Source organism: Massilia aquatica, assembly GCF_011682045.1.
Taxonomy (GTDB): Bacteria; Pseudomonadota; Gammaproteobacteria; order Burkholderiales; family Burkholderiaceae_D; genus Telluria_A; species Telluria_A aquatica.
Window position 1 is genome coordinate 234,735 of sequence record NZ_VVIW01000003.1, and the last position, 19,596, is coordinate 254,330.

The 19,596-nt window shown below is 61.7% G+C and carries 18 protein-coding genes and 2 tRNA genes; 11 read left to right on the top strand and 9 right to left on the bottom strand.

Annotated features, from left to right (window positions below; translation table 11 throughout):
- Positions 1 to 13: 13 nt before the first annotated feature.
- From F1609_RS07085 to F1609_RS34055, 4 genes are read left to right on the top strand one after another with little or no spacing between them, the layout of a single operon-like run.
- Positions 14 to 457 carry a hypothetical protein gene (locus F1609_RS07085; RefSeq protein ID WP_187362945.1) on the top strand — a complete coding sequence of 148 codons (444 nt, stop codon included), beginning with the start codon at positions 14 to 16 and terminating at the stop codon, positions 455 to 457.
- 42 nt (positions 458 to 499) lie between these two features.
- Positions 500 to 4,225 (top strand): tubulin-like doman-containing protein, encoded by a 3,726-nt coding sequence (locus tag F1609_RS07090; RefSeq protein WP_167075791.1) that lies wholly within the window; start codon positions 500 to 502, stop codon positions 4,223 to 4,225.
- A gap of 52 nt (positions 4,226 to 4,277) precedes the next feature.
- Positions 4,278 to 5,471 (top strand): hypothetical protein, encoded by a 1,194-nt coding sequence (locus F1609_RS07095; protein WP_167075601.1) that lies wholly within the window; start codon positions 4,278 to 4,280, stop codon positions 5,469 to 5,471.
- A gap of 20 nt (positions 5,472 to 5,491) precedes the next feature.
- Positions 5,492 to 6,208: a hypothetical protein gene (locus F1609_RS34055; protein ID WP_187362946.1), complete on the top strand. Its 717-nt coding sequence runs from the start codon at positions 5,492 to 5,494 to the stop codon at positions 6,206 to 6,208.
- 25 nt (positions 6,209 to 6,233) lie between these two features.
- Here F1609_RS34055 and F1609_RS07105 read toward each other — a convergent pair whose 3' ends face one another.
- The 6 genes from F1609_RS07105 to ispB all read right to left on the bottom strand — a co-directional run bounded on the left by F1609_RS07105 (position 6,234) and on the right by ispB (position 11,777).
- Positions 6,234 to 6,689: a hypothetical protein gene (locus F1609_RS07105; protein WP_167075792.1), complete on the bottom strand. Its 456-nt coding sequence runs from the start codon at positions 6,687 to 6,689 to the stop codon at positions 6,234 to 6,236.
- A 16-nt stretch (positions 6,690 to 6,705) separates the two neighbouring features.
- A complete protein-coding gene (locus F1609_RS07110; protein WP_167076040.1) occupies positions 6,706 to 7,122 on the bottom strand; it encodes a glycoside hydrolase family protein in 417 nt (138 codons plus the stop codon).
- 205 nt (positions 7,123 to 7,327) lie between these two features.
- Positions 7,328 to 7,404 (bottom strand) — tRNA-Pro (locus F1609_RS07115).
- Positions 7,405 to 8,058: 654 nt separating this feature from the next.
- On the bottom strand, positions 8,059 to 8,379 hold the full coding sequence (locus tag F1609_RS07120) for a hypothetical protein (RefSeq protein WP_167075793.1): 321 nt from the start codon (positions 8,377 to 8,379) through the stop codon (positions 8,059 to 8,061).
- A 2,293-nt stretch (positions 8,380 to 10,672) separates the two neighbouring features.
- A tRNA-Pro gene (locus tag F1609_RS07125) sits at positions 10,673 to 10,749 on the bottom strand.
- 38 nt (positions 10,750 to 10,787) lie between these two features.
- Positions 10,788 to 11,777 (bottom strand): octaprenyl diphosphate synthase, encoded by a 990-nt coding sequence (ispB, locus tag F1609_RS07130; RefSeq protein WP_167075794.1) that lies wholly within the window; start codon positions 11,775 to 11,777, stop codon positions 10,788 to 10,790.
- Positions 11,778 to 12,028: 251 nt separating this feature from the next.
- Between ispB and rplU the strand changes: the two genes are divergently transcribed.
- From rplU to F1609_RS07165, 7 genes are all read left to right on the top strand, one after another.
- Complete coding sequence (gene rplU, locus F1609_RS07135; protein WP_054268134.1) at positions 12,029 to 12,340, top strand: 50S ribosomal protein L21; 312 nt, start codon at positions 12,029 to 12,031, stop codon at positions 12,338 to 12,340.
- Positions 12,341 to 12,411: 71 nt separating this feature from the next.
- On the top strand, positions 12,412 to 12,696 hold the full coding sequence (gene rpmA, locus F1609_RS07140; protein WP_166879937.1) for a 50S ribosomal protein L27: 285 nt from the start codon (positions 12,412 to 12,414) through the stop codon (positions 12,694 to 12,696).
- Positions 12,697 to 12,798: 102 nt separating this feature from the next.
- Positions 12,799 to 13,908: an Obg family GTPase CgtA gene (gene cgtA, locus F1609_RS07145; RefSeq protein ID WP_167075795.1), complete on the top strand. Its 1,110-nt coding sequence runs from the start codon at positions 12,799 to 12,801 to the stop codon at positions 13,906 to 13,908.
- A 13-nt stretch (positions 13,909 to 13,921) separates the two neighbouring features.
- The gene (locus tag F1609_RS07150; protein ID WP_167075796.1) at positions 13,922 to 14,299 is read left to right on the top strand and encodes a hypothetical protein; all 378 of its coding nucleotides are present in this window, start codon (positions 13,922 to 13,924) and stop codon (positions 14,297 to 14,299) included.
- A 16-nt stretch (positions 14,300 to 14,315) separates the two neighbouring features.
- Positions 14,316 to 15,434, top strand: coding sequence for a glutamate 5-kinase (proB, locus tag F1609_RS07155; RefSeq protein WP_167075797.1), 1,119 nt, complete (start codon positions 14,316 to 14,318; stop codon positions 15,432 to 15,434).
- Between the two features lie 103 nt (positions 15,435 to 15,537).
- Complete coding sequence (locus F1609_RS07160) at positions 15,538 to 16,467, top strand: AAA family ATPase (protein ID WP_167075798.1); 930 nt, start codon at positions 15,538 to 15,540, stop codon at positions 16,465 to 16,467.
- Between the two features lie 104 nt (positions 16,468 to 16,571).
- Positions 16,572 to 17,648 carry a DUF4272 domain-containing protein gene (locus F1609_RS07165; protein ID WP_167075799.1) on the top strand — a complete coding sequence of 359 codons (1,077 nt, stop codon included), beginning with the start codon at positions 16,572 to 16,574 and terminating at the stop codon, positions 17,646 to 17,648.
- On the opposite strand, the gene F1609_RS07170 is transcribed toward F1609_RS07165, so the two are convergent.
- The 3 genes from F1609_RS07170 to rsxB are packed head-to-tail and all read right to left on the bottom strand — an operon-like array spanning position 17,645 to position 19,539.
- Positions 17,645 to 18,181, bottom strand: a complete 537-nt coding sequence (locus F1609_RS07170) for an O-acetyl-ADP-ribose deacetylase (protein ID WP_167075800.1) — start codon at positions 18,179 to 18,181, stop codon at positions 17,645 to 17,647. The genes F1609_RS07165 and F1609_RS07170 overlap by 4 nt on opposite strands.
- A gap of 34 nt (positions 18,182 to 18,215) precedes the next feature.
- On the bottom strand, positions 18,216 to 18,863 hold the full coding sequence (gene nth / locus F1609_RS07175; RefSeq protein WP_167075801.1) for an endonuclease III: 648 nt from the start codon (positions 18,861 to 18,863) through the stop codon (positions 18,216 to 18,218).
- A gap of 1 nt (position 18,864) precedes the next feature.
- Positions 18,865 to 19,539: an electron transport complex subunit RsxB gene (gene rsxB, locus F1609_RS07180; protein WP_370661600.1), complete on the bottom strand. Its 675-nt coding sequence runs from the start codon at positions 19,537 to 19,539 to the stop codon at positions 18,865 to 18,867.
- Between the last annotated feature and the right edge of the window lie 57 nt (positions 19,540 to 19,596).

Below are 19,596 nucleotides of genomic sequence, written 5' to 3' on the forward strand. Positions count from 1 at the left end.
CCCAGGAACCATCATGCAAGAAAAAAAAGACAATGCCGGCTTCGCCTTGCCGGCGCCGGTCGAAACTAACCCGGCTGCGCCGGCCGCGCCTGCGACCGATACTGCGGCGCCTGCTGCGACCACCACGGTAGAAGGCCAAATGCCGGGCTTGCCCGCCGAAGCGGTCAACACCGGCTCGCGCGACATGATGATCGGCGGCGCCGTCCTGCTGGTGCTGTTCATCGCCTTCTTTTTCGCGAAAAACGCCTACGCCAACGGACTCGTCGGCAAACGGGTGCCGCCGGCCAAGGCCAATGCCGCCGGCTGGTGGATGTTCATTTTCATGGCCAGCCTGGCCACCGCCGTGGTGCTGGCAGTCGTCAATTCGGCCAAGTTCGTCGCGCCCATGTTCCTCGGCCCGCTCGGCGCGGTGGCGATCGTCGCCCTGGTCCTGATGATCCTCTCCGGCCGCAAGTAATTTCCCCCGCACCACTGACAGTTCACAAGGAATCCAAGCATCATGGCAGACAATCTCAACCAGACTATCGGCGCCGGCAACGAGCGTAAGGCGGAGCAGAGCATCGACCTGCGCCCCACGCTTTTCATAGGCATCGGTGGTACCGGGATGGAAGTGCTGATGCGGGTGCGCCGGCGTATCCTGAACACGATGTGGGGCGGTTCCGGCGCGCGCACGCGCATCGAGAGCCTGACCGAGTTCCCGGTTGCGCAATTCATCCAGTTCGACCTCGATACCGGCGCCATCGTCGACAGCGGCCGGGCCCAGTCGGAAGACTTGCAGTTCGACCAGGTCAAGTTCACCGACGATGAAAAAATCGTCGAAGGCTTCGACATGGACAAGTACAGCCGCGACGACGACGCCCTGGAAAAATACCCGCACATCAAGGAATGGCTGTCGCTCACGCCCAAGAAAATCCGTGAACTGGGCATCGATCCTTCCAAGGGCGCGGGCCAGATCCGCGCCGTCTCGCGCCTGTACCTGTTCGACAAATACATCAAGATCCGCGACAAGATCCGCCTCAAGCTGAAGAACCTGAAGGCCGGCCTGTCGCACGAAAGCCAGCTGAGCGCACTCGGCTTGCGCATGGAAACGAGCAAATTCCGTATCGTCATCGTCGGTTCGGTGGCCGGCGGCACCGGTTCCGGCGCCTTCCTCGACATGGGCCTGATGGCGCGCTGGCTGGCCAAGTCGGAAGTCGGCCACGCCGACGTCGAACTGATGCTGTTCCTGCCCACCGGCTATGCGGGCGCCAACAAGGACCGCACCGAAGCGAATGGCTACGCCGCGCTGATGGAGCTCGAATCGGCCATGCTGGGCAACAAGGGTTACGTGGGCCGCTGGGATGCCTACGACCAGCCGGAATTGCCGCGCGAGCCCTACCACGAAGTCTACCTGATCGATTCGGGCAACCTGGCGCAGCAGCACACCAAGGATGTCAAGGACGTCTACCACATGGTGGCCGACGCCCTGTTCGAAGATTTCGCCTCGGGCGACTTCGCGCGCAAGAAGCGCTCGGTGGCCGTCAACCAGGCGCAGCACAAGAACTTCCTGCACGATGCACTGGTGCCGAAGAACCGCTTTGCCGACATGCGCCTGTCGTATTCGAAACGCTTTTCCTCGTTCGGCCAGGCCGTGCTCGACACGCGCCAGGAAGCGCGCCGCGACGAACGCGCCTACCGCTGGGCCGGCGCCATGCTGATGGCCTTCTTCGGGGTGGGCGGCAGCGATGTGGGCGCCAACCGCGCCACCGACAAGCAGCGCGATGAATTCACCTCCGCGCAAATGGCGCTGAACAAGACGCCATTCAGCGATTTTCCGGAGTTTTCCGACAGCGCCATCGAGCTGAAACGATCGAGCGGCCAGTTCGACGAGTACGCCATCGTCGACAACCTGCTGCAGGACAAAAATGGCTTGCTGCTGGCCGGGGTGGAACAGCGCGTCAACGTGCGCATGGACACCATCAAGAGCGGCTTCGACCGCAAGGAATGGCCGGCGCAAGTGCGCGAAGCGGTCAAGCAGCTCGAACGCGATGCCGTGCGCGACCAGGATTCGACCGCCGACACCACCGAAGACCGGGTTACCAAGCGGCGCCGCGAAGTGCTGGAACAAATCAAGGGCAATATCCGCACCCAGCTGTATGCCTACCTGGACAACAAGGAATTCGGCGGCCTCGAATACGTGCTCTCGCTGGTCGAACAGATCAAGGACAAGCTCGAATCGCCCGGCACCGGCATCCTCAACGCCCTGAGCACGAATGCCGAGCGCTACCGCGAAATCAAGGAAGCCGTGCGCACCCGCGAGTACGAGCGCCTGCTGGCCAACCTCGAGCAGACCCGTGGCGGCCTGTTCGGCGGCGGCGAGAAGCAGGCCGTGACCGTCATGGATCACTTGCGCACCGAAATTGCCAATGCCCTCAAATTCCATCTGCGCGCCAAGGCCGCCGACGAAGCCGTGGCGCTCATGACCGAGCTGTCGGCCTGGCTGGGCAAGCGCACCGGGGTCGATGCCCAGGGCCGCGCCCACTGGAACGGCCTGGTCGGCGAATTCCAGGCCGGCCGCGAAGCGGTGCTGGCCATGCTGGCCCAGCTCCAGCATTCCAACGCCGTGCTGCAGCAGGATTTGCGCAAGGACCACGCCACCCTGATCGCCATCCAGGTCAACCAGCCCGAGGTGGCCTTGCCGGGTGCGGCCCAGCTGCGCGAATGGGCCGACGACGCCTTCAAGGACCTGGGCGGTTCCAGGGCGCTGTTCCCGATGCTCGGTGAACCGGCCCAGCGTGCCGACATCCTGCTCAAGGTCAAGCGCATGGCCGAGCGACAACTGGCCCTGGCCAGCGCCACCGATGGCGACACGGCGGCATCGGATCCCCTGTTCGATGCACTTGAACAGATGAATCCGGCCGAGCGCATGGACAAGTTCCGCAAGCTGCTGGCCTGTTCCATGCCGTGGATCGACGCCAACCTGGCGGGCGACTTCACGGTCAAGGCCGACCAGTTCAAATGCTTCATCGGGGTGGCCGGCGCCGCCAGGTTCAAGGCCAAGTTCGGCGATGAACTAGGCGCCGGCATTCCGACCCACGCCGGGATTACGGCGGCGCAACTGGAAATCGTCGAAACCGGCGTGCCCGGCCGCGCGGTCTGCTACTGCGAGCTGTCCGGGATTCCCATGACAGTCCTGCGCGGCATGCCCGGCTGGCGCACCAGCTACCGCAAGGAAGCCGAAAAGAATCCGACCCACACGCACATCGACGCGACCCAGTTCAGCCACCCGATGGCGCCGTCGACCGAAGAAATTGGCCGCCTGGCCGAAGACTTCAAGTACTACCTGCTCGCTGTCATGCTGGGCATACTGACCCGCTCGACGCAGCGCATCGTGCCGCGCGGCCAGTACCAGTTCGCCGTGGCGCGGGGCGACGTGCGCCGCATTGGCAACGAACGCGCCGTGCGCCAGAACGGCTTGCCGTCGACCTACCGCGCCGCCATCGTCAGCCGCGTGCAAGACCGCCTGGCCGAATGCGACGCCGAGCAGACCGCGGCCCTGGCGGCGCTGGCGCATTTCTACGAGACCGCCGTGTACACGCCCAAACTGGTCGAGGACGCCACCGGCGCGCAAGAGAGCCGCAAGGGTTTCGCCAGCGCCATATCGAGCGAAGTCATGCATGAGCTGCGCGACAAAGCGCGCCGCAAGGGCATGGGCGAGCGCGAACTGGACCAGCTCGACGAGCGCCTGCAGAACAGCCTGAAGGACTGGGCTGTGGTGGTGGCCGATTCGGATGAAGATGCTTACGACTACGAAGTGCGCGAGCCGGGCGACGATGGTCAGCCGCGCCTGAAATTTGCCATGCGTCCTGAGATGCTCGAAACGGGCGCCATGGCGGCGCTGCTGGCGCGCGGCGCCGCTGCCGGCGCGGCCGTCACGCCTGGCGCGGCGGGCTTGCCGGGCCTGGCGCCGGCCATGCCGCCGATGCCGGGCATGCCGCCGCCGCTGGGTGGAATGCCGCCGCCGCTGGTCGAGCATCAGTATCACCTTGGGGTGGGCGGCCAGCAGTACGGCCCGTTCGGCGCGATGCAGGTGGTGCAGATGGTCCAGTCCGGCCAGATCGCCGTTGCCGGCACCAAGGTCTGGCGCGTGGGCCTGACCGCCTGGGGCGAGCTGGGCCAGTTGCCGGAACTGGCGCTGCTGCTCCAGGCGCCGGCCGCGCCGATGATGCCTCCACCTCTGGTTTAAGGAATTTGTTGTGAAATCGTGTACCACATGCGCGTCCCCGCTCTGTAGCGACGTGAAATACTGCCCGTTCTGCGGGGACGGTACGACGGCCCAGGCCCGCGCAAACAAGCCAGCGGCGCGCGCCGCCGTGGCTGCGCCAGCCGATGGCGAGGCCGCGCCCGCGCCGCGCGCCAGGCGCGCGCCCGAAGCGGCAGCCGCGCCGGCGCCAGCGGTTCCCGCAGCGCGCCCAGGTCCGGCAGGGCCCGCCGTTCCCGCAGCGGCGGCGGGCCCTGCCGTCGCGGCGCGCGAGGGCGTGCGCGGCACCCCGCCATCGTTCCCTGTCCCGCCGGCGCCTGTCGCGCCTAAAAAAGGCGGGTTCGGCAAGTGGGTCGTGCTGGCTGTGATCGCGGCGGGTCTGTTCCTTTACTTCAAGAACAAGCCCGACCAGAACGAAGTCGCCTGCAATGCCGCTTTCGATGCAGGCAACAAGGCCTTGCTGGCCAAGGACATGGCGGGTGCGCGCAGCCAGGCGCTGCTGGCCAATGGCAGCTGCACCGGGGACTTGCGCAACAAGGCGCAGTCGCTGCAAACGGCACTCGAGTCGGCCGAGTCGGCCAGCAGCGGTTGCCTGCGCAGCTTCCGCACCATCGACAGCCACCTCGATGACCACAAGCTCGCCAGCGCGCGCGAGGCGCTGAACCGGCTCTCTAGCAGGTGTTCGGCCGAGCCGGATGCCGCGCAGGCGCGCGGCAAACTCACTGCGGCAGTCGTGGCAACGCAGGCTGCGCAAGCCATCCTGCGTGAAGCGCTCGACGCCAACGACGTCGCTGCGGCAAAGACGGCGTATGCACGCCTGCTTGGCCTGAACCGCGAGAACCCCGATCTGGCTTCGCTCAAGAAGGAGCTCGCCCAGTCGGTGGCGGCGGCCGCCGAGGCAGCCGTGACGCGTGCTGTCGCAGCGGCGCCGGAGCCTGCCAGGCCGGTTGCCCCGGCCCCGGTCCGGGTGCAGGAAGCGGCGCGCCCGTCGCCACCGCCACCGAGTCGTAAGCAGGAAGCGGACAGCGGCGCCGCAGTCAAGGCGGAGATGGCGGGCAGTTTCCTGCGCGAGGCGGAGACAGCGCTGTCGCAGAAAAAATTCGATGCCGCCAAAACCTACGTGGAAAGCGCACGCCGGATGGATCCGAACAATCCCCGTCTGGACAGCATGCTGCAGCGTATCAACGACCGCGAACACCAGGTATTGCAACAAGAATCGACCCTCAGATAAATTCACAACCCGGAAGAGCCATGCAAAATACATCGACAAAACTGATTGCCCTGGCATTGGTCACAAGCATCGTCGGCGGCTGCGCGATGCCTCCCCAGCAGGGTGATGTCTATCGTAACGCCTCCGATTCGCCGCGCAACGCCGGCGCCGAAGATCCGTGCAGCGTGGGCCAAGCGGCGCTCGCGGGCGCGGCCATTGGCGCCCTGTTGGGCGGCCTGACCAAGGGCGGCAAGGGTGCTGTGAAAGGCGCGCTTGCCGGTGGCGCCGTCGGTGCCGCTGGCTGCCTGGCGATTAACGCCAACTCGCGCCAGACGCGCACGGCGGCGCAGGTCGACCAGGCCTACATCCAGGCCAACAACCGCCTGCCGGCCGACCCCCAGGTGCTGGCTTACACGCCGACGATCGCCAGCACGGCCCAGCGTGGCCAGCCGGTGCGGGTCAACTCGACCGTCGAACTGGTCAACGGCTCGCAGAACAAGGTGACCGAAGTCCGTGAAGAGTTGCAGGTATTTGACCAGTCCGGCAAGCAATTCCTGGGCGGTCAGAAGCCGCTCACCAACAACAGCGGCGGACGCTTCGAGAATTCCTTCGTCATGACCTTGCCGCAGTCGGTATCGCAGGGTACCTACACGATGAAGACCACGTTGTATGTCAACGGCAAGGTATCGGCGACGCGCAACCTGCAGACCCAGCTTGTGATTGATGAGCGCGGCGTGATGATGGTGGCCAGCCGGTAAAGCGGCGCGACGCCCCGTGCGGGCGTCAGCGACGGTTCTGCCAGGGCTTTTTTCGCTGCGCGTCGAAGAAGAAGCCCTTCCACAGGAACATCAATTTCCCATCGGCCTTGGGGAACAGGAAGGTGCACCTGGCATCAATGGGTGTCACTGTCGCGGGCAAGTGCAGCTTGTCGGTGCTCGCGTGCATCTGCTCGCGAAAATAGTCGGCAGTGCGCTCCTGCGTTCGCGCGTAGGTCGGCGACCTGCATACGCGGCCGTCGAAGGCGAAACTGTCCTTGCTGATGCTTACCGGTTTTCCGACCAGGCGTTTCGCCTGTTTATCGTCTATCGCGGTTACATCGGCTGAGTCAAGGGCCGTAACAACTGTCCATTTGCCCAAAATATCGGCATTGTTCGCTTCACCGGCTCGCGCGCTCAATGCAATGACAGCGCCGAGGACACCGACAAACACGTGCGATAGTGTGGATTGAAGAATTTGCATCGTATTGGCGCCCCGGCTATTTTTCAGACGACAGGAAGGGCGCGGCTTCGCCAGCCCTGCGGATGATCAAGCCCCTTAAAAGAACGAACTTCGTCTTGCCGTCGCGTCCCTTGACCCGTGCTTTTGTCATTGATGCGATCAGCCGTCCAGCCGCCTTCAGGTTGCCGCTGCCGACGAGGTCGAATATGTCCGATGAGCCTGGGATGCCGAGGTTGTATGCCAGGCTCACCAAGGCGTCAAATTGAATCTCGGATAATGCCTGCTTAGTAACCCGGCGGCGAACACCCCTCTCCGCTTCCGCGACTTTTGATGAGAACGCCACCTCGACTTGAGCTGCACTGACCTTCTGCTTCAGCTCAGCTGCGGTGCATGGGCCATCGTGGGCTTTGATACCGATGCCCCAGGTGCAATTTCCGCACGCAACGCAACTTATACGGAGTTGGTGCGCATTAGCGGTCGAATGCGCATGTACAGACCAGCCGAGCCTGAGGCTTGGCGCGGCCGTGAAGCCTTACCCGGCCATGGCAGCTTAACGCTAAGTGCTCCATACTACTGATGGAAAAGGCGCGATCGACGAGGTGCTGTTGGGAGATGCAGACACTTTGCGGACAAGCTATGCGCTGGTGCAGCAAGGAGGATGGTCAGGGTGAGAGGATTCGAACCTCCGGCCTCTGTGTCCCGAACGCAGCGCTCTACCAGGCTGAGCCATACCCCAACGGCAAATCGTGATTCCTTTACCTACCAACGCCTTGTAAAAACAATGATTTGGTGACCGCTCCGCTTACTTGCGCATAGTTGCGCGAAACCGTAACCAAGAGCTCTTTGGTATGCATTGGTATGCATTGGTATTCATTTCAACGAAGTCGAAGAAAGATGACAAACGAAAAAGCCGCCCATTGAGGCGGCTCGTCTACGCATCTTGAGGTGCGCGCTACAGTCTCCACGCGCTGCCGACTCCGCCAAAGAATACTCGCTCTTCCGGTGCGTATCCAATACTTTGCCCAAGAAACGTTCTCTGTCCATCCAGCTCCAGTTGAACGAGTTTCCTTGAGGCAGGAGGGGGGAAGCCCCAATGCATGCAACGCACAGCCCGATTGGTAACCGCTGGACGTGGCAAATATTTCCTCGTTGTTGTACAGGCTCGCTATAAGAGCGCGAGAGGAGTTGCGGGACATACTCAGTTTGATGTGAATACGTTTATATTGTTCCTTTGTATATTCTAAATTTTTCAGTTAGAAGGATGCCAAATGCATCGGCCAAAACGGCGGACGCAGAGAGAGTTAATACTTGGAGTGATGGTTCTGGCTGCTCCTGACGAACAGGGTCAGCGAGCAATATCGACGCAGGCCCGTCGCGCTAGGAACCAGCGTCAGTCGGTCAGGTGTTCGTTCATCTTAGAGACTTCAGCGCTGAAATTGTGCGGTGCTTGACGTAGATGATTCTGCGAGGTGTCTTTTGATGACTTGGCGCGATAACGAGAGTTGCATGGCACCGCTAATTTTTCGACGAAGAGGTGGGCGTACTGCAATTCAAATGTCGTCGCGGACCGGATGGTACAAAAGTGAACGCGCGAGATTTCAGCGCCGAAATCGCAAGCGTAGCTTCCTTCAAATTTAAGCTTGGCCTGTTTCCTGAGCGTGGTCAGGGAACTTAGATGCTGCGTCTGTGCCAGTAACGCAGTATTCGTCATCCAAGCATCCTGTAATTTCTCCCAGTGCCAGAGCCCATCGGTCGTGGAAGCGTCCCATGTCGCTCACCTCAAGATTTTCCAAGAATGTGTGGAATGCCCTTCTGGAGGCGAACACCGGGCGCAGCAAGGCCATTGATTCTTTAAGTAGGTGCTCAGGCAAGCCTGCCTATGTGATGTGGTCAGCGTGTAGCTGATTCGTAAATGATGCGTATGGCAATTTGATTGTCAAGCGGGAGGGGGAATGTCGCGTTGTATTGAATCACCCGCATCGTTGAACGCTGCTCGTTAGGGGAAGTGATGAGGGGCGGCGCAATCATGGAAGTGCGATTTTTACTTGTGTATGCACAGTATCAACTATGGAATGTCCACGCATCGGCAGTCAAGTTGCCACAAGGCTATTAAAAGAGCATCAGCAAATTGCCATTCGTTGAAATTCATTGGGGTAACTATCGTTTCCTATGGTAAAAATTTACTTTTATGGAACTTTTCAATGATAAAATATCAGAAACTACTAACATGCATTGAAAATTTATGCCCAAATATCCAGAAGAAGTGAGTTTTCCTTTAGCTGTAGCACATGCTTTGGAAAGCATATCTCCCATGAAGAGGGCTATTGCGGAAAAGGCGCAAATTTACGGTGGCTGTCACGTCTTAGCACTATTAGCTTGCTTAGTTCTAGCGTTCTATTCCGGTTGGGTCCGCTGGGTGGCCGAGTTCTTCGTTTTGATCTCCCTGATTAACACGTGGTGTATGCGAAATGCATTATCGCAGCTGCAATCATATATGTCGACCGCCCATCCTGGTGGGCTAGACGCAGTCCTGTGGAAACACAGGATTTTGAATTATGTAGCGCTTCTATTGATGAGTTATGCCGTAGTCGCTATTTTGGTCTCTTGGTCCGGATGTATGCTCTCTGTATTTTTGGTAATGCTTATTAATATGGTCCATTATGCTGGCTATCGGGGGAGCGGTGCGTAGGTGCGCGAACAATAGAATAAGGAGAGAAAATTGGGATACCCGATAATTCGCTACAAATGTTCTAAGTGCGCTCGACAAGAGAGTGGAGGCGGCTCGCATAAACCGCTCTACTATCGACTTTCGAATGGTCGATATATGCGGCTAAATTCGTGTGTGGGCTGGTGTTTCTCATGCGATGGGTTGCGAAACATAGAGGACCTCTCGTTGGATGACCACTTAGCCGTTGTGCGCCGTATATCTCGTTCACTTGGCTCCGCAACGTCACGTTGGAGATGGTTTGCGACTACGTGGGAGTGCCAATCGTTTCATGCACTTGATGAAGGGCTATCCAATTCGCGTGAAATCGATGCCGAAAATTTCCGGAAGATGGCAAGACAATTAGAAGAAGCGACCACCTATATCGAATATTTGTCTTTGCGGAAATCTGAACCCAAGTGTTTGACATGCTCCAGTGAAAACGTGGAGCGCTTGACCAGGCAGGAAACCGAGGATTTTTGGGGCGGATGGAACCATCCGGTGTGTGGAGGCACCCTAGTACAGTCAATCCTCGGGAGTATGAATCTTATCGCGAGTGCGACTCGGTTGGTCTACGGCCCTGATGGTGGGTTTTCCTGTGAGGAGCCTGAGTCTCCGTGCGAGCTACTTTCTAAATTTACACATCAGGAAGATTGAACGAAGCAGCATGCGATAAGTCAAATTAAAAGAATGGTAAATTAACAATGGCAACGAGCCCCGGAAACAAGAATCCTGGTAACAATTTTGAATATTACTGTCCAAAAACTAGTTCTAACAAAGCTGTTCCTGCTAAGTTAAGGGGTAAAGGATAAGAAGTTAAAATATAGGAGGTCAGAGCATTTTATTGATACAAAATTTCTCTGGTTAGTAATGTTTTTTTTCCGGAAAAAGGAAAGCTACTAACGGAGCGTGTCGTTCTGGAGTTGGAAATCAGTTTGGGCGCAATCGAATGCGGATACGGAAGATGAACCGCTGCACTTCTGATTTGGCAATGAATTCACACGAGGCAACTCTTTTGAAACCTTACTTAATTGCCCGGAAAGATGATGCATTTAGCCTAATTTTTGGTAATTCCGACCAAGCCTTAGAGTTATCTCTGATACGCATGTTGAGTCCTCGGAGAAGGCCGATTTGTCGTTCGTGCATGGCAGCATGGGAGCGTACTTGACGGCGCAATACTGATTGGCTACCGGGGGGCAAGCTTGATTTATTTCCGCATACCACGATTTTCACGAAAGCGTTAGTACTTCCCCGCGCTAGTGCCGCTTTCTCAATGAATCATAGTAAGTCCCCTTACTTCTGGTCGGGGTGAGAGGATTCGAACCTCCGGCCTCTGCGTCCCGAACGCAGCGCTCTACCAGGCTGAGCCACACCCCGACGGGTGGTCAGATCTCACGCCTGATAAATTATGCCGCTCAGTGGTTCCTGTCAACTGCAAAGGTACACAGTTGCAGCAGGCTTTGCTTGTACAAACTTTCCGGCAATCCTGCAATCGCGTCCGCCGCGCGCTTGGCGGCAATTTCCGCCTCGCGCCGCGTGTAGTCGAGCGCGCCGCTGCTGGTCACCGCCGCCAGGATCGCGTCGAAATGCTGCTCGTCGCCTTGCTCGATGCAATTACGCACCAGTTCGCGCTGTTCCGGCGTGCCGTTTTCCATCAGCCAGATCAGCGGCAGGGTCGGCTTGCCTTCGCGCAGGTCGTCGCCGACGTTCTTGCCGATTTCGCTGGCGTCGCCCGCGTAGTCGAGCACGTCGTCGATCAGCTGGAAGGCCGTGCCCAGCGAGCGGCCGTATTCGCCGGCCGCGCTGATCTCGTCATCGTTGGCGCCGGAAATGAGCGCGCCCAGCTCGGCCGCCGCCTCGAACAGCTTGGCGGTCTTGGAGCGGATGACTTTCAGGTAGCTTTCCTGCGTCACATCCGGATCGTGCATATTGAGCAGCTGCAGCACTTCGCCTTCGGCGATCACATTGGTCGCGTCCGACAGAATCTGCATCACGCGCATATTGTTCAGGCCGACCATCATCTGGAACGAACGCGAGTACAGGAAGTCGCCCACCAGCACCGAGGCCGCGTTGCCGAACAGCGCGTTGGCGGTCTGGCGCCCGCGCCGCATCGACGACTCGTCGACCACGTCGTCGTGCAGCAGGGTGGCGGTGTGGATGAATTCGACCACGGCGGCCAGCTCATGGTGGGCCGTGCCCTTGTAGCCATAGGCGTTAGCCACCAGCAACACCAGCACGGGGCGGATGCGCTTGCCCCCGGCGCTGATGATGTATTCGGCAATCTGGTTGACCAGGCTGACCTCGGAATGCAGGCGCGCGCGGATCACCGTGTTGACTGCCTCCATGTCCGGAGCGATCGATTGGGCGATGGAATTTTGGGGTGCGTGTAAGATGGCGGCGGACAAGGCGAACCTGCAATGGACGTTAGGTGCGGCGATTATACGACAAGCCGCCTGTTTCCGCCCCATGCTCTACGGTTAAGCCCGCCCGCCGGCAGCGCCGGCCGTGCGTCCGTGGCGCGCCATGTCGTTGCCGACATACCACGAACATGTGGCCCTGTGCATGTATTTTGACGAAAAAAACCAATCCATGTATAATCTGCGGTTCCCCCGGCTCCGGCCAGGGAATTTTTTAACATTTGATGAGGTTTCCTATCATGTACGCGGTCATAAAAACCGGTGGCAAACAATACAAAGTTGTCGCTGGCGAAAAACTTAAAGTAGAACAGATACCGGCAGACATTGGTTCCGAACTCACCATCGATCAAGTTCTCGCAGTAGGCGCGGGCGACACCATCAAGTTTGGTGCGCCATTGGTCGAAGGTGCAACGGTACTGGTAACTGTTGTGGCACACGGTCGTCACGATAAAGTGAAGATTTTCAAGATGCGTCGTCGTAAGCACTACCAAAAGCATCAGGGCCATCGCCAGAATTTCACCGAAATTCAAATCGTTTCGATCAACGGTTAATTCCGTGTGCCAGGCGCGCAAGCGCCCGGCTAGATCAGTCCAAAGTTAACCAGCTATCCAGGAGTATTTAAATGGCACACAAAAAAGGCGGCGGCACAACGCGCAACGGCCGTGACTCAGAATCAAAACGCCTTGGCGTTAAAGTCTACGGCGGCCAGACCATCAATGCCGGCGGCATCATCATCCGTCAGCGCGGCACCCCGGTGCGCGCAGGCGAAAACGTCGGCACCGGCAAGGATCACACCCTGTTCGCGCTGGTCGACGGCAAGGTGAAGTTCGTTGTCAAGGGCGCAGGCTCGAAGCAGTTCGTTACCGTTGTTGCTAACGACGCAGCTCCAGCAGCAGTCGCAGCGTAAGTTGTATCCGCGCTGTCATGGCGCACATTTGTAAGGCGCAAGCCTTCCATTGAAAGGCTCTGCCCACGGTAGAGCCTTTTTAGTTTTAGGGCGGCACAAAATATGAAGTTTATCGACGAAGCAAAAATCGAGGTCATCGCCGGCGACGGCGGCAATGGCTGCGCATCGTTCTGTCGCGAGAAATTCCGGCCTTTCGGCGGCCCGGACGGCGGCGACGGCGGCAAGGGGGGCTCGATCTGGGCCGTTGCGGACCGCAACATCAACACCCTGGTCGACTTCCGTTACTCCAAAATGCACAAGGGCAGGGACGGCGAACCAGGCCGCGGCGCGGACTGCTATGGCAAGGGCGCGGAAGACATCTACATGCGCATGCCGGTCGGCACCTTGATCGTCGATAACAACAACGGCGAGATCATCGCCGATCTGACCGAACACGGCCAGACCGAACTGCTGGCCAAGGGCGGCGAGGGCGGCTGGGGCAATATCCACTTCAAGTCGTCCACCAACCGCGCTCCGCGTCAAAAGACCGAGGGCAAGGAAGGCGAACGGCGCGAACTGCGCCTGGAACTGAAAGTGCTGGCCGACGTGGGCCTGTTGGGCATGCCGAACGCCGGCAAGTCGACCTTCATTACGGCCGTCTCGAACGCCAAGCCGAAGATCGCCGACTACCCGTTCACCACCTTGCACCCGAACCTGGGCGTGGTGCGCGTGTCGCACGAGAAGAGCTTCGTCATCGCCGACATTCCCGGCCTGATCGAAGGCGCCTCCGAAGGCGCGGGCCTCGGCCACCAGTTCTTGCGCCACCTGCAGCGTACCGGCCTGTTGCTGCACATCGTCGACATGGCCCCGTTCGAGACCAATGTCGATCCGGTCAAGGAAGCCAAGGCCCTGATCAAGGAACTGGAAAAGTACGACGAGTCGCTGGTCGACAAGCCGCGCTGGTTCGTCCTGAACAAGCTCGATGTGGTGCCGGCAGAAGACCGCAAGAAGCTGGTCAAGGATTTCGTCAAGCGCATGGCCTGGAAGGGTCCTGTGTTCGAAATTTCGGCCCTGAGCCACGAAGGCTGCCCGGAGCTGGTCAACGCCATCTACCTGCACCTCGAGACCATCAAGAAGAGCGAGCACCGCGCCGAAGAAACGCAGATGACCGAAGAAGCACGCGGCATTGCGTCGATCGATCCGGACGATCCACGCTTCAAGATCCTCGACTAAGTTGGCAGTATCCATGCTCAAGCAGAAGCTGCGCGCGCAGCTTCTGAACCTGATCGCCCTTGCCAGTTCGCTGGCCGCACTCGCGGCCTTGCTGGACCCGGACCGGGTGGCGATCGCCATGGGCGTGTTTCTCGTTGGCGTGAACGGCTACAGCCAGTTCTTCGCCATGTATGTCGGCGTCAGGGTGGCTACCGCCGCCCTGGCGCTGCTGGCAGCAAGGCAGGCCGACCAGCCTGTCCTCGGCGATATCACCGCATTGTTCGTCCTGGCGCAGCCGGCCGGCCGCTTTGTCGCGGCTTTCGCCATCGGCCTGCCCCAGGGATTGTTGTTAATCGTTTGCGGGATCGAACTGGCGGCAGGCCTCCTGCTGCTTGCCTTGCGCCCGCGCTGACAAGAACCGCCGACCCATGAACTCCGTCATCCAGACCGCCACCCGCATCATCATCAAAGTCGGCTCCTCGCTCGTCACCAACGACGGACGCGGGCTCGATCACGCCGCCATCGCGCGCTGGGCCGCGCAAATCGCCGCCCTGCGCGCCCTCGGCAAGGAAGTCGTCATGGTCAGCTCCGGCGCCATCGCCGAAGGCATGCTGCGCCTCGGCTTCGAGAAGCGCCCGACCGACATCCACGAACTGCAGGCCTGCGCCGCCGTCGGCCAGATGGGTCTGGCGCAGATCTATGAAACCAGCTTTCGCGCGCACGGCCTGGGCACGGCCCAGGTGCTGCTGACCCACGCCGACCTGGCCGACCGCGAACGCTACCTGAACGCGCGTTCCACCCTCACCACCTTGCTGCGCCTGGGCGTGGTCCCGATCATCAACGAGAACGATACCGTCGTCACCGACGAGATCAAGTTCGGCGACAACGACACCCTCGGCGCGCTGGTGGCCAACCTGATCGAAGCCGACGCCCTGGTCATCCTCACCGACCAGCATGGCCTGTACAGCGCCGACCCGCGCAAGGACCCGGCAGCGGTGCTGATCGCCCATGGCGAAGCGGGCGACCCGGCCCTCGAAGCGATGGCCGGCGGCGCTGGCAGCAGCATCGGTCGCGGCGGCATGCTGACCAAGATCCTGGCCGCCAGGCGCGCCGCCGGTTCGGGCGCGCACACCATCATCGCCTGGGGCCGCGACAGCGACGTGCTCACGCGCCTGGCCGCCGGCGAAGCGATTGGCACCGAGCTGCGTGCCCCGACCGGGCGCCTGACAGCCCGCAAACAGTGGATGGCCGACCATCTGCACACCGCCGGCAAGGTGGTGCTCGACGCCGGCGCGGTGCAAAAGCTGACCAGGGAAGGCAAGTCGCTGCTGCCAATCGGCGTGATCGAAGTGCGCGGCGAGTTCGGACGCGGCGCCGTCATCACCTGCCTGGCCGAAGACGGCAGCGAGGTCGCGCGCGGGCTGTCCAACTACACCAGCGGCGAGGCGCGCCGCATCCTGCGCAAGCCCTCGTCCGAGATCGAAAAGCTGCTGGGCTTTCTCGAAGGCCCTGAACTGATCCACCGCGATAACCTGGTCCTGCTCTGATCCGGAGCGCAGCCGCGTGCTGCGCTTCTGGAAACATTGCGCTCTAGCATCGGATCAGTTACGCTTTGGCATCCATCCGCCTGCCTGACTGTGCGCCCATCCCATGAAAGACGTCTTCTCCACATTCCTGAGCTGGATCAGCACGCTGCTGTTCCTGTTGCTCGGCTTCTTCTACTATTCGACCACTTACAGCGTGCTGGTGTTCTTCGTGACCCTGCTGGCGGTGTTGGTGTGCGCGCCGCCGTCGCGCCGCTTTTTCACGGCGCGCACCGGCGTGACCCTGTCCGGGGGCGCCATGGCGCTGGCCACCTTCGTCCTGTTCATCGCCCAGGGCTGGATCGGCATTGCGCAAAATTTCGAGGTCGCGGAAGGGGAGCATGTCCAGCGCGAGCAGGACAAGGTGCAGGCGCTCGAGAGCGCGCGCGCACGCGAATGGGCGCGCTTCCTGGAAGCCAAGCCGGGCCTGTTGGCCAAGGCCACCGCCATGCGCGACCAGGGCAAGCTGGCCGAAGCCCTGGCGCTGATCGCGCAAGCGAACGCGCGCATGAAAGACCGCGATCTTGATGAGCTGCGCACCTCGATTCTCATCATCCAGACCGAAGCGGGCCTGAAAGACGAAGCGGCGCTGCCGCTGCGCCAGCGTCTGGCCCTGTACACGCGCCTGGCCGCGCTCGACCCGGCGAATGCGCGCTTCGCCGCCAAGGTGGCCGCGCTCGACGCGCAACTCAAGGAGAGCAGCGCGCGCGAACAGGCCGAGACCGAGCGTTTCAGCCAAGCCCACGGCCGCGAAGCCATGCTGGCGCGCCAGTTCGACAAGCGCAGCGGCGCGCACCGGAAGCTGCAGGCGGAGATCAAGCGCACCATGCTGAACCCGGCCAGCTACCAGCATGTGGAAACGACCAATCTCGATACCGGCAGCGGCATGAGCGTGTGGACCACCTTCCGCGGCAAGAGCGCGGCCGGCGAGATGGTTGAAAACAGCCTTTCGGCCACCGTTGACGACAGCGGCAATGTGCTGACCATCGAGGAGTAGGACGGGCGTGTGCGGCATGCGCGCGGCCGCGCGGCGCAATGATCCTGCCGAAAAACGCGCCGCGACGGTATGATGGCAATTTCGCCATCGTTCCACCGAGCCCCATGATCAATTCACTCAAGCGCCTGTTCGCCCGCCCCCAGGCTGTCGTTCCGGCCGCGCCGACCGGCGCGACGACTCTCTACAACATCTACTGCACGCGCCACACCATCGCGCAGCCGGCCTTTGCGCACGAACTGCAAGGGCGGCGCGACCTGTCCGACAGCGAGCTGCTGGTGCACCTGCACGGCTTTTGCGGCTATGTGTTCAGCCGCGGCACGGAAGCGATGACGCGCGATAAATACCACGTCATCCTGCACATGCAGCGGGTCCAGCATCACCTGAGCATGGAAGTGGCCGAGGATGCGCTGCCCGAGCTGCACGCCTGGGCGCGCGACGCGAACGCGCTGCTGTTCACGCCGGACGGCCACGTGCGCGACCCGGACGGCCATGTGCTGATCAACGTCGCCGACGGCCAGGCCGCTGCCGATGCCAGGGTGCCGTATCCGGCCAAGGCGTGGACGCGCAAGAGCGCCACCGAAGCCATGCTGGCCGCGCGCGGCATTGCGGTGCCCGACAGCCTGCCGCCGCTGGCGTGCGAAGAAGAAGTAACCCTGCGCGAGCGCGACGAAGTGATCGGCCGCGCGCGCGCCCTGCTGCTGGTGGCCCTGCGCGCCGAATCGGTGGCGGCGGGCGAGCCGATGCCGGTCGCCACCCTGCTCGATAAAATGCCGCTGGCGGACGACAGCCTGTCGCCGGCCGAACGCACTTTTCTCGCGCTGGAGTCGCCCTCCGAGCACGAGTGCGCGCAGTTCCTGTGGCGTTACGAAAGCCTGTACGTGCTGCAGTGGGCGCTGGGCATGGTCGACGAGCTGCCGTATCCGGACGCGCCGTGCGACACCGCCGCCGCGGTGGCGCGCCAGATCGAGATGCGCGGGCCGCAATTGCGCGACGCCAGCCAGATCGTCGACGCGCTCGACCAGACCTACCGCCTGCACTGGAATATCCGCCAGATCCGCCTGAAAAAGACCGGCGCCGACTTCGGGGCGGATGCCGACGTGGTGATGGAACGCCACCATGCCCTGAACTGGCTGGTGCGCTTCCAGCACGCCGACTGGGACTTCGTCGACACGCCGACTTAGCGCTTGATCAGTTCCGCCTCATACAGCGCCAGGTCGGCGGCCGAAAAACAGCAAAACACCACCTCGCGGATGCCAGGTGCGGCCAGCAGCGCCTCGCGCACGCTGGTCAGCGCCACGTTGGCGGCCAGTGCCGGCGGGTAGCCGTAGATGCCGGTGCTGATCGCCGGGAACGCGATCGACGCCAGCCCCCGCGCGGCGGCAATCCCGATGGCGTGCCGGTAGCAGCTCGCCAGCAGCGCCGCTTCGCCATTGTCTCCGCCGCGCCAGACCGGTCCGACCGTGTGGATGATGCATCTGGCGGCCAGCCGGTATGCGCCGGTGGCCTTGGCCTCGCCGGTCTTGCAGCCGCCGAGCAGGCGGCATTCGTGCACCAGTTCCGGCCCGGCCGCGCGGTGTATCGCGCCGTCGACCCCGCCGCCGCCCAGCAGGGACGAGTTGGCGGCGTTGACGATGGCATCGGCCGGCAAGGTGGTGATGTCGGCGCGTACGGCGCGCAGCAGTGCGCCATTCTGATGAAGCATGTCGTCGGTCATCCGATTCTCCAAAAAACCGCGCCTGGTCAGGAGACTACTTGACCGCCGGCGCCGGCGTCTTCGCCTTGTACTCGCACAGGTCGGCGATCATGCAGTTCCAGCACAGGGGTTTGCGCGCGATGCAGGTGTAGCGCCCGTGCAAAATCAGCCAGTGATGCGCATCCTGCATGAACTCCTTGGGCACGAACTTGAGCAGCTTCTGCTCGACCACCACCACATCCTTGCCGGGCGCGATGCCGGTCCGGTTCGAGACCCGGAAAATATGCGTATCGACCGCCATGGTCGGCTCGCCGAACGCGGTATTGAGCACCACATTGGCGGTCTTGCGTCCCACCCCCGGCAGCGCTTCGAGCGCCTCGCGCGAGTGCGGCACTTCGCCGCCGTGCAGGTCGATCAGCATCTGGCAGGTGGCCATGACATTCTTGGCCTTGGTGTGATACAGGCCGATGGTCTGGATGTACGATTTGAGTTCGTCGATCCCCAGCGCCAGGATGGCCGCCGGCGTGTTCGCCACCGGGTACAGCAGGCGCGTGGCCTTGTTCACGCCCACATCGGTGGACTGGGCCGAGAGCAGCACTGCGATCAAGAGTTCAAACGGCGTGGTGTATTCGAGTTCCGTGGTCGGGTGCGGATTGGCCGCGCGCAGGCGGCTGAAGATTTCAAAGCGTTTTGCTGGATTCATCTTATTGTTCCGGAGGCGGCGCCGCCTTCTGGCGCGCGCGTTCCATGGCGGCGGCGATGATGGCGCGCTTGCGCTCCTTCTCGGCGATTTCTTCGGGCGTGTTGGTCACCTGCGCCGTCACTTCCTGCATCTTGGCGACCGCTTTGGCGGCCAGGCGCGCATCGTTTTCCTCGCGTTCGCGCTGCAGGCGCGCGGTGCGGAAGTCGTGCCGCTCGCGCGCGCTGTCGGCCTGTTCCTGCGACCACGCGGCCCAGCCGGTGCGCTCGCCCGTCACCGGCATCATGCTGATGCAGTCGACCGGGCAGGGCGCCACGCACAGGTCGCAGCCGGTGCACAGGCTCGGCAGGATCGTGTGCATCTGCTTGGCCGCGCCCATGATGGCATCGACCGGGCAGGCCTGGATGCACAGGGTGCAGCCGATGCACAGCGCTTCATCGATAAACGCCACCGGGCGCGCACGCTCGATGCCGTTGGCCGGATTGATGGGAATGACCTTGCGGCCAAGCAGCGCGGCCAGGCGCGCCACGCCCTCGATGCCGCCCGGCGGGCACTGGTTGATGTCGGCAGTGCCCTCGGCGATCGCTTGCGCGTACGGGCGGCAGGCGGCGTAGCCGCATTTGGTGCACTGGGTCTGCGGCAGCAGGTCTTCGATGTGGTCGGCCAGGGTCTTGGTCACGGCGGCGGGCGGCGGGCGGCAAATGGGTGGGAAAGCGACATTATAGTCGCCGCCCGC

Bases quoted from the DNA above. Each gene is read 5' to 3' on its own strand.
- F1609_RS07085 (WP_187362945.1), top strand. From the start codon at position 14: ATGCAAGAAAAAAAAGACAATGCCGGCTTCGCCTTGCCGGCGCCGGTC.
- F1609_RS07090 (WP_167075791.1), top strand. From the start codon at position 500: ATGGCAGACAATCTCAACCAGACTATCGGCGCCGGCAACGAGCGTAAG.
- F1609_RS34055 (WP_187362946.1), top strand. From the start codon at position 5,492: ATGCAAAATACATCGACAAAACTGATTGCCCTGGCATTGGTCACAAGC.
- F1609_RS07105 (WP_167075792.1), bottom strand. From the start codon at position 6,689: ATGCAAATTCTTCAATCCACACTATCGCACGTGTTTGTCGGTGTCCTC.
- F1609_RS07120 (WP_167075793.1), bottom strand. From the start codon at position 8,379: ATGACGAATACTGCGTTACTGGCACAGACGCAGCATCTAAGTTCCCTG.
- rplU (WP_054268134.1), top strand. From the start codon at position 12,029: ATGTACGCGGTCATAAAAACCGGTGGCAAACAATACAAAGTTGTCGCT.
- rpmA (WP_166879937.1), top strand. From the start codon at position 12,412: ATGGCACACAAAAAAGGCGGCGGCACAACGCGCAACGGCCGTGACTCA.
- cgtA (WP_167075795.1), top strand. From the start codon at position 12,799: ATGAAGTTTATCGACGAAGCAAAAATCGAGGTCATCGCCGGCGACGGC.
- F1609_RS07150 (WP_167075796.1), top strand. From the start codon at position 13,922: ATGCTCAAGCAGAAGCTGCGCGCGCAGCTTCTGAACCTGATCGCCCTT.
- proB (WP_167075797.1), top strand. From the start codon at position 14,316: ATGAACTCCGTCATCCAGACCGCCACCCGCATCATCATCAAAGTCGGC.
- F1609_RS07160 (WP_167075798.1), top strand. From the start codon at position 15,538: ATGAAAGACGTCTTCTCCACATTCCTGAGCTGGATCAGCACGCTGCTG.
- F1609_RS07165 (WP_167075799.1), top strand. From the start codon at position 16,572: ATGATCAATTCACTCAAGCGCCTGTTCGCCCGCCCCCAGGCTGTCGTT.
- F1609_RS07170 (WP_167075800.1), bottom strand. From the start codon at position 18,181: ATGACCGACGACATGCTTCATCAGAATGGCGCACTGCTGCGCGCCGTA.
- nth (WP_167075801.1), bottom strand. From the start codon at position 18,863: ATGAATCCAGCAAAACGCTTTGAAATCTTCAGCCGCCTGCGCGCGGCC.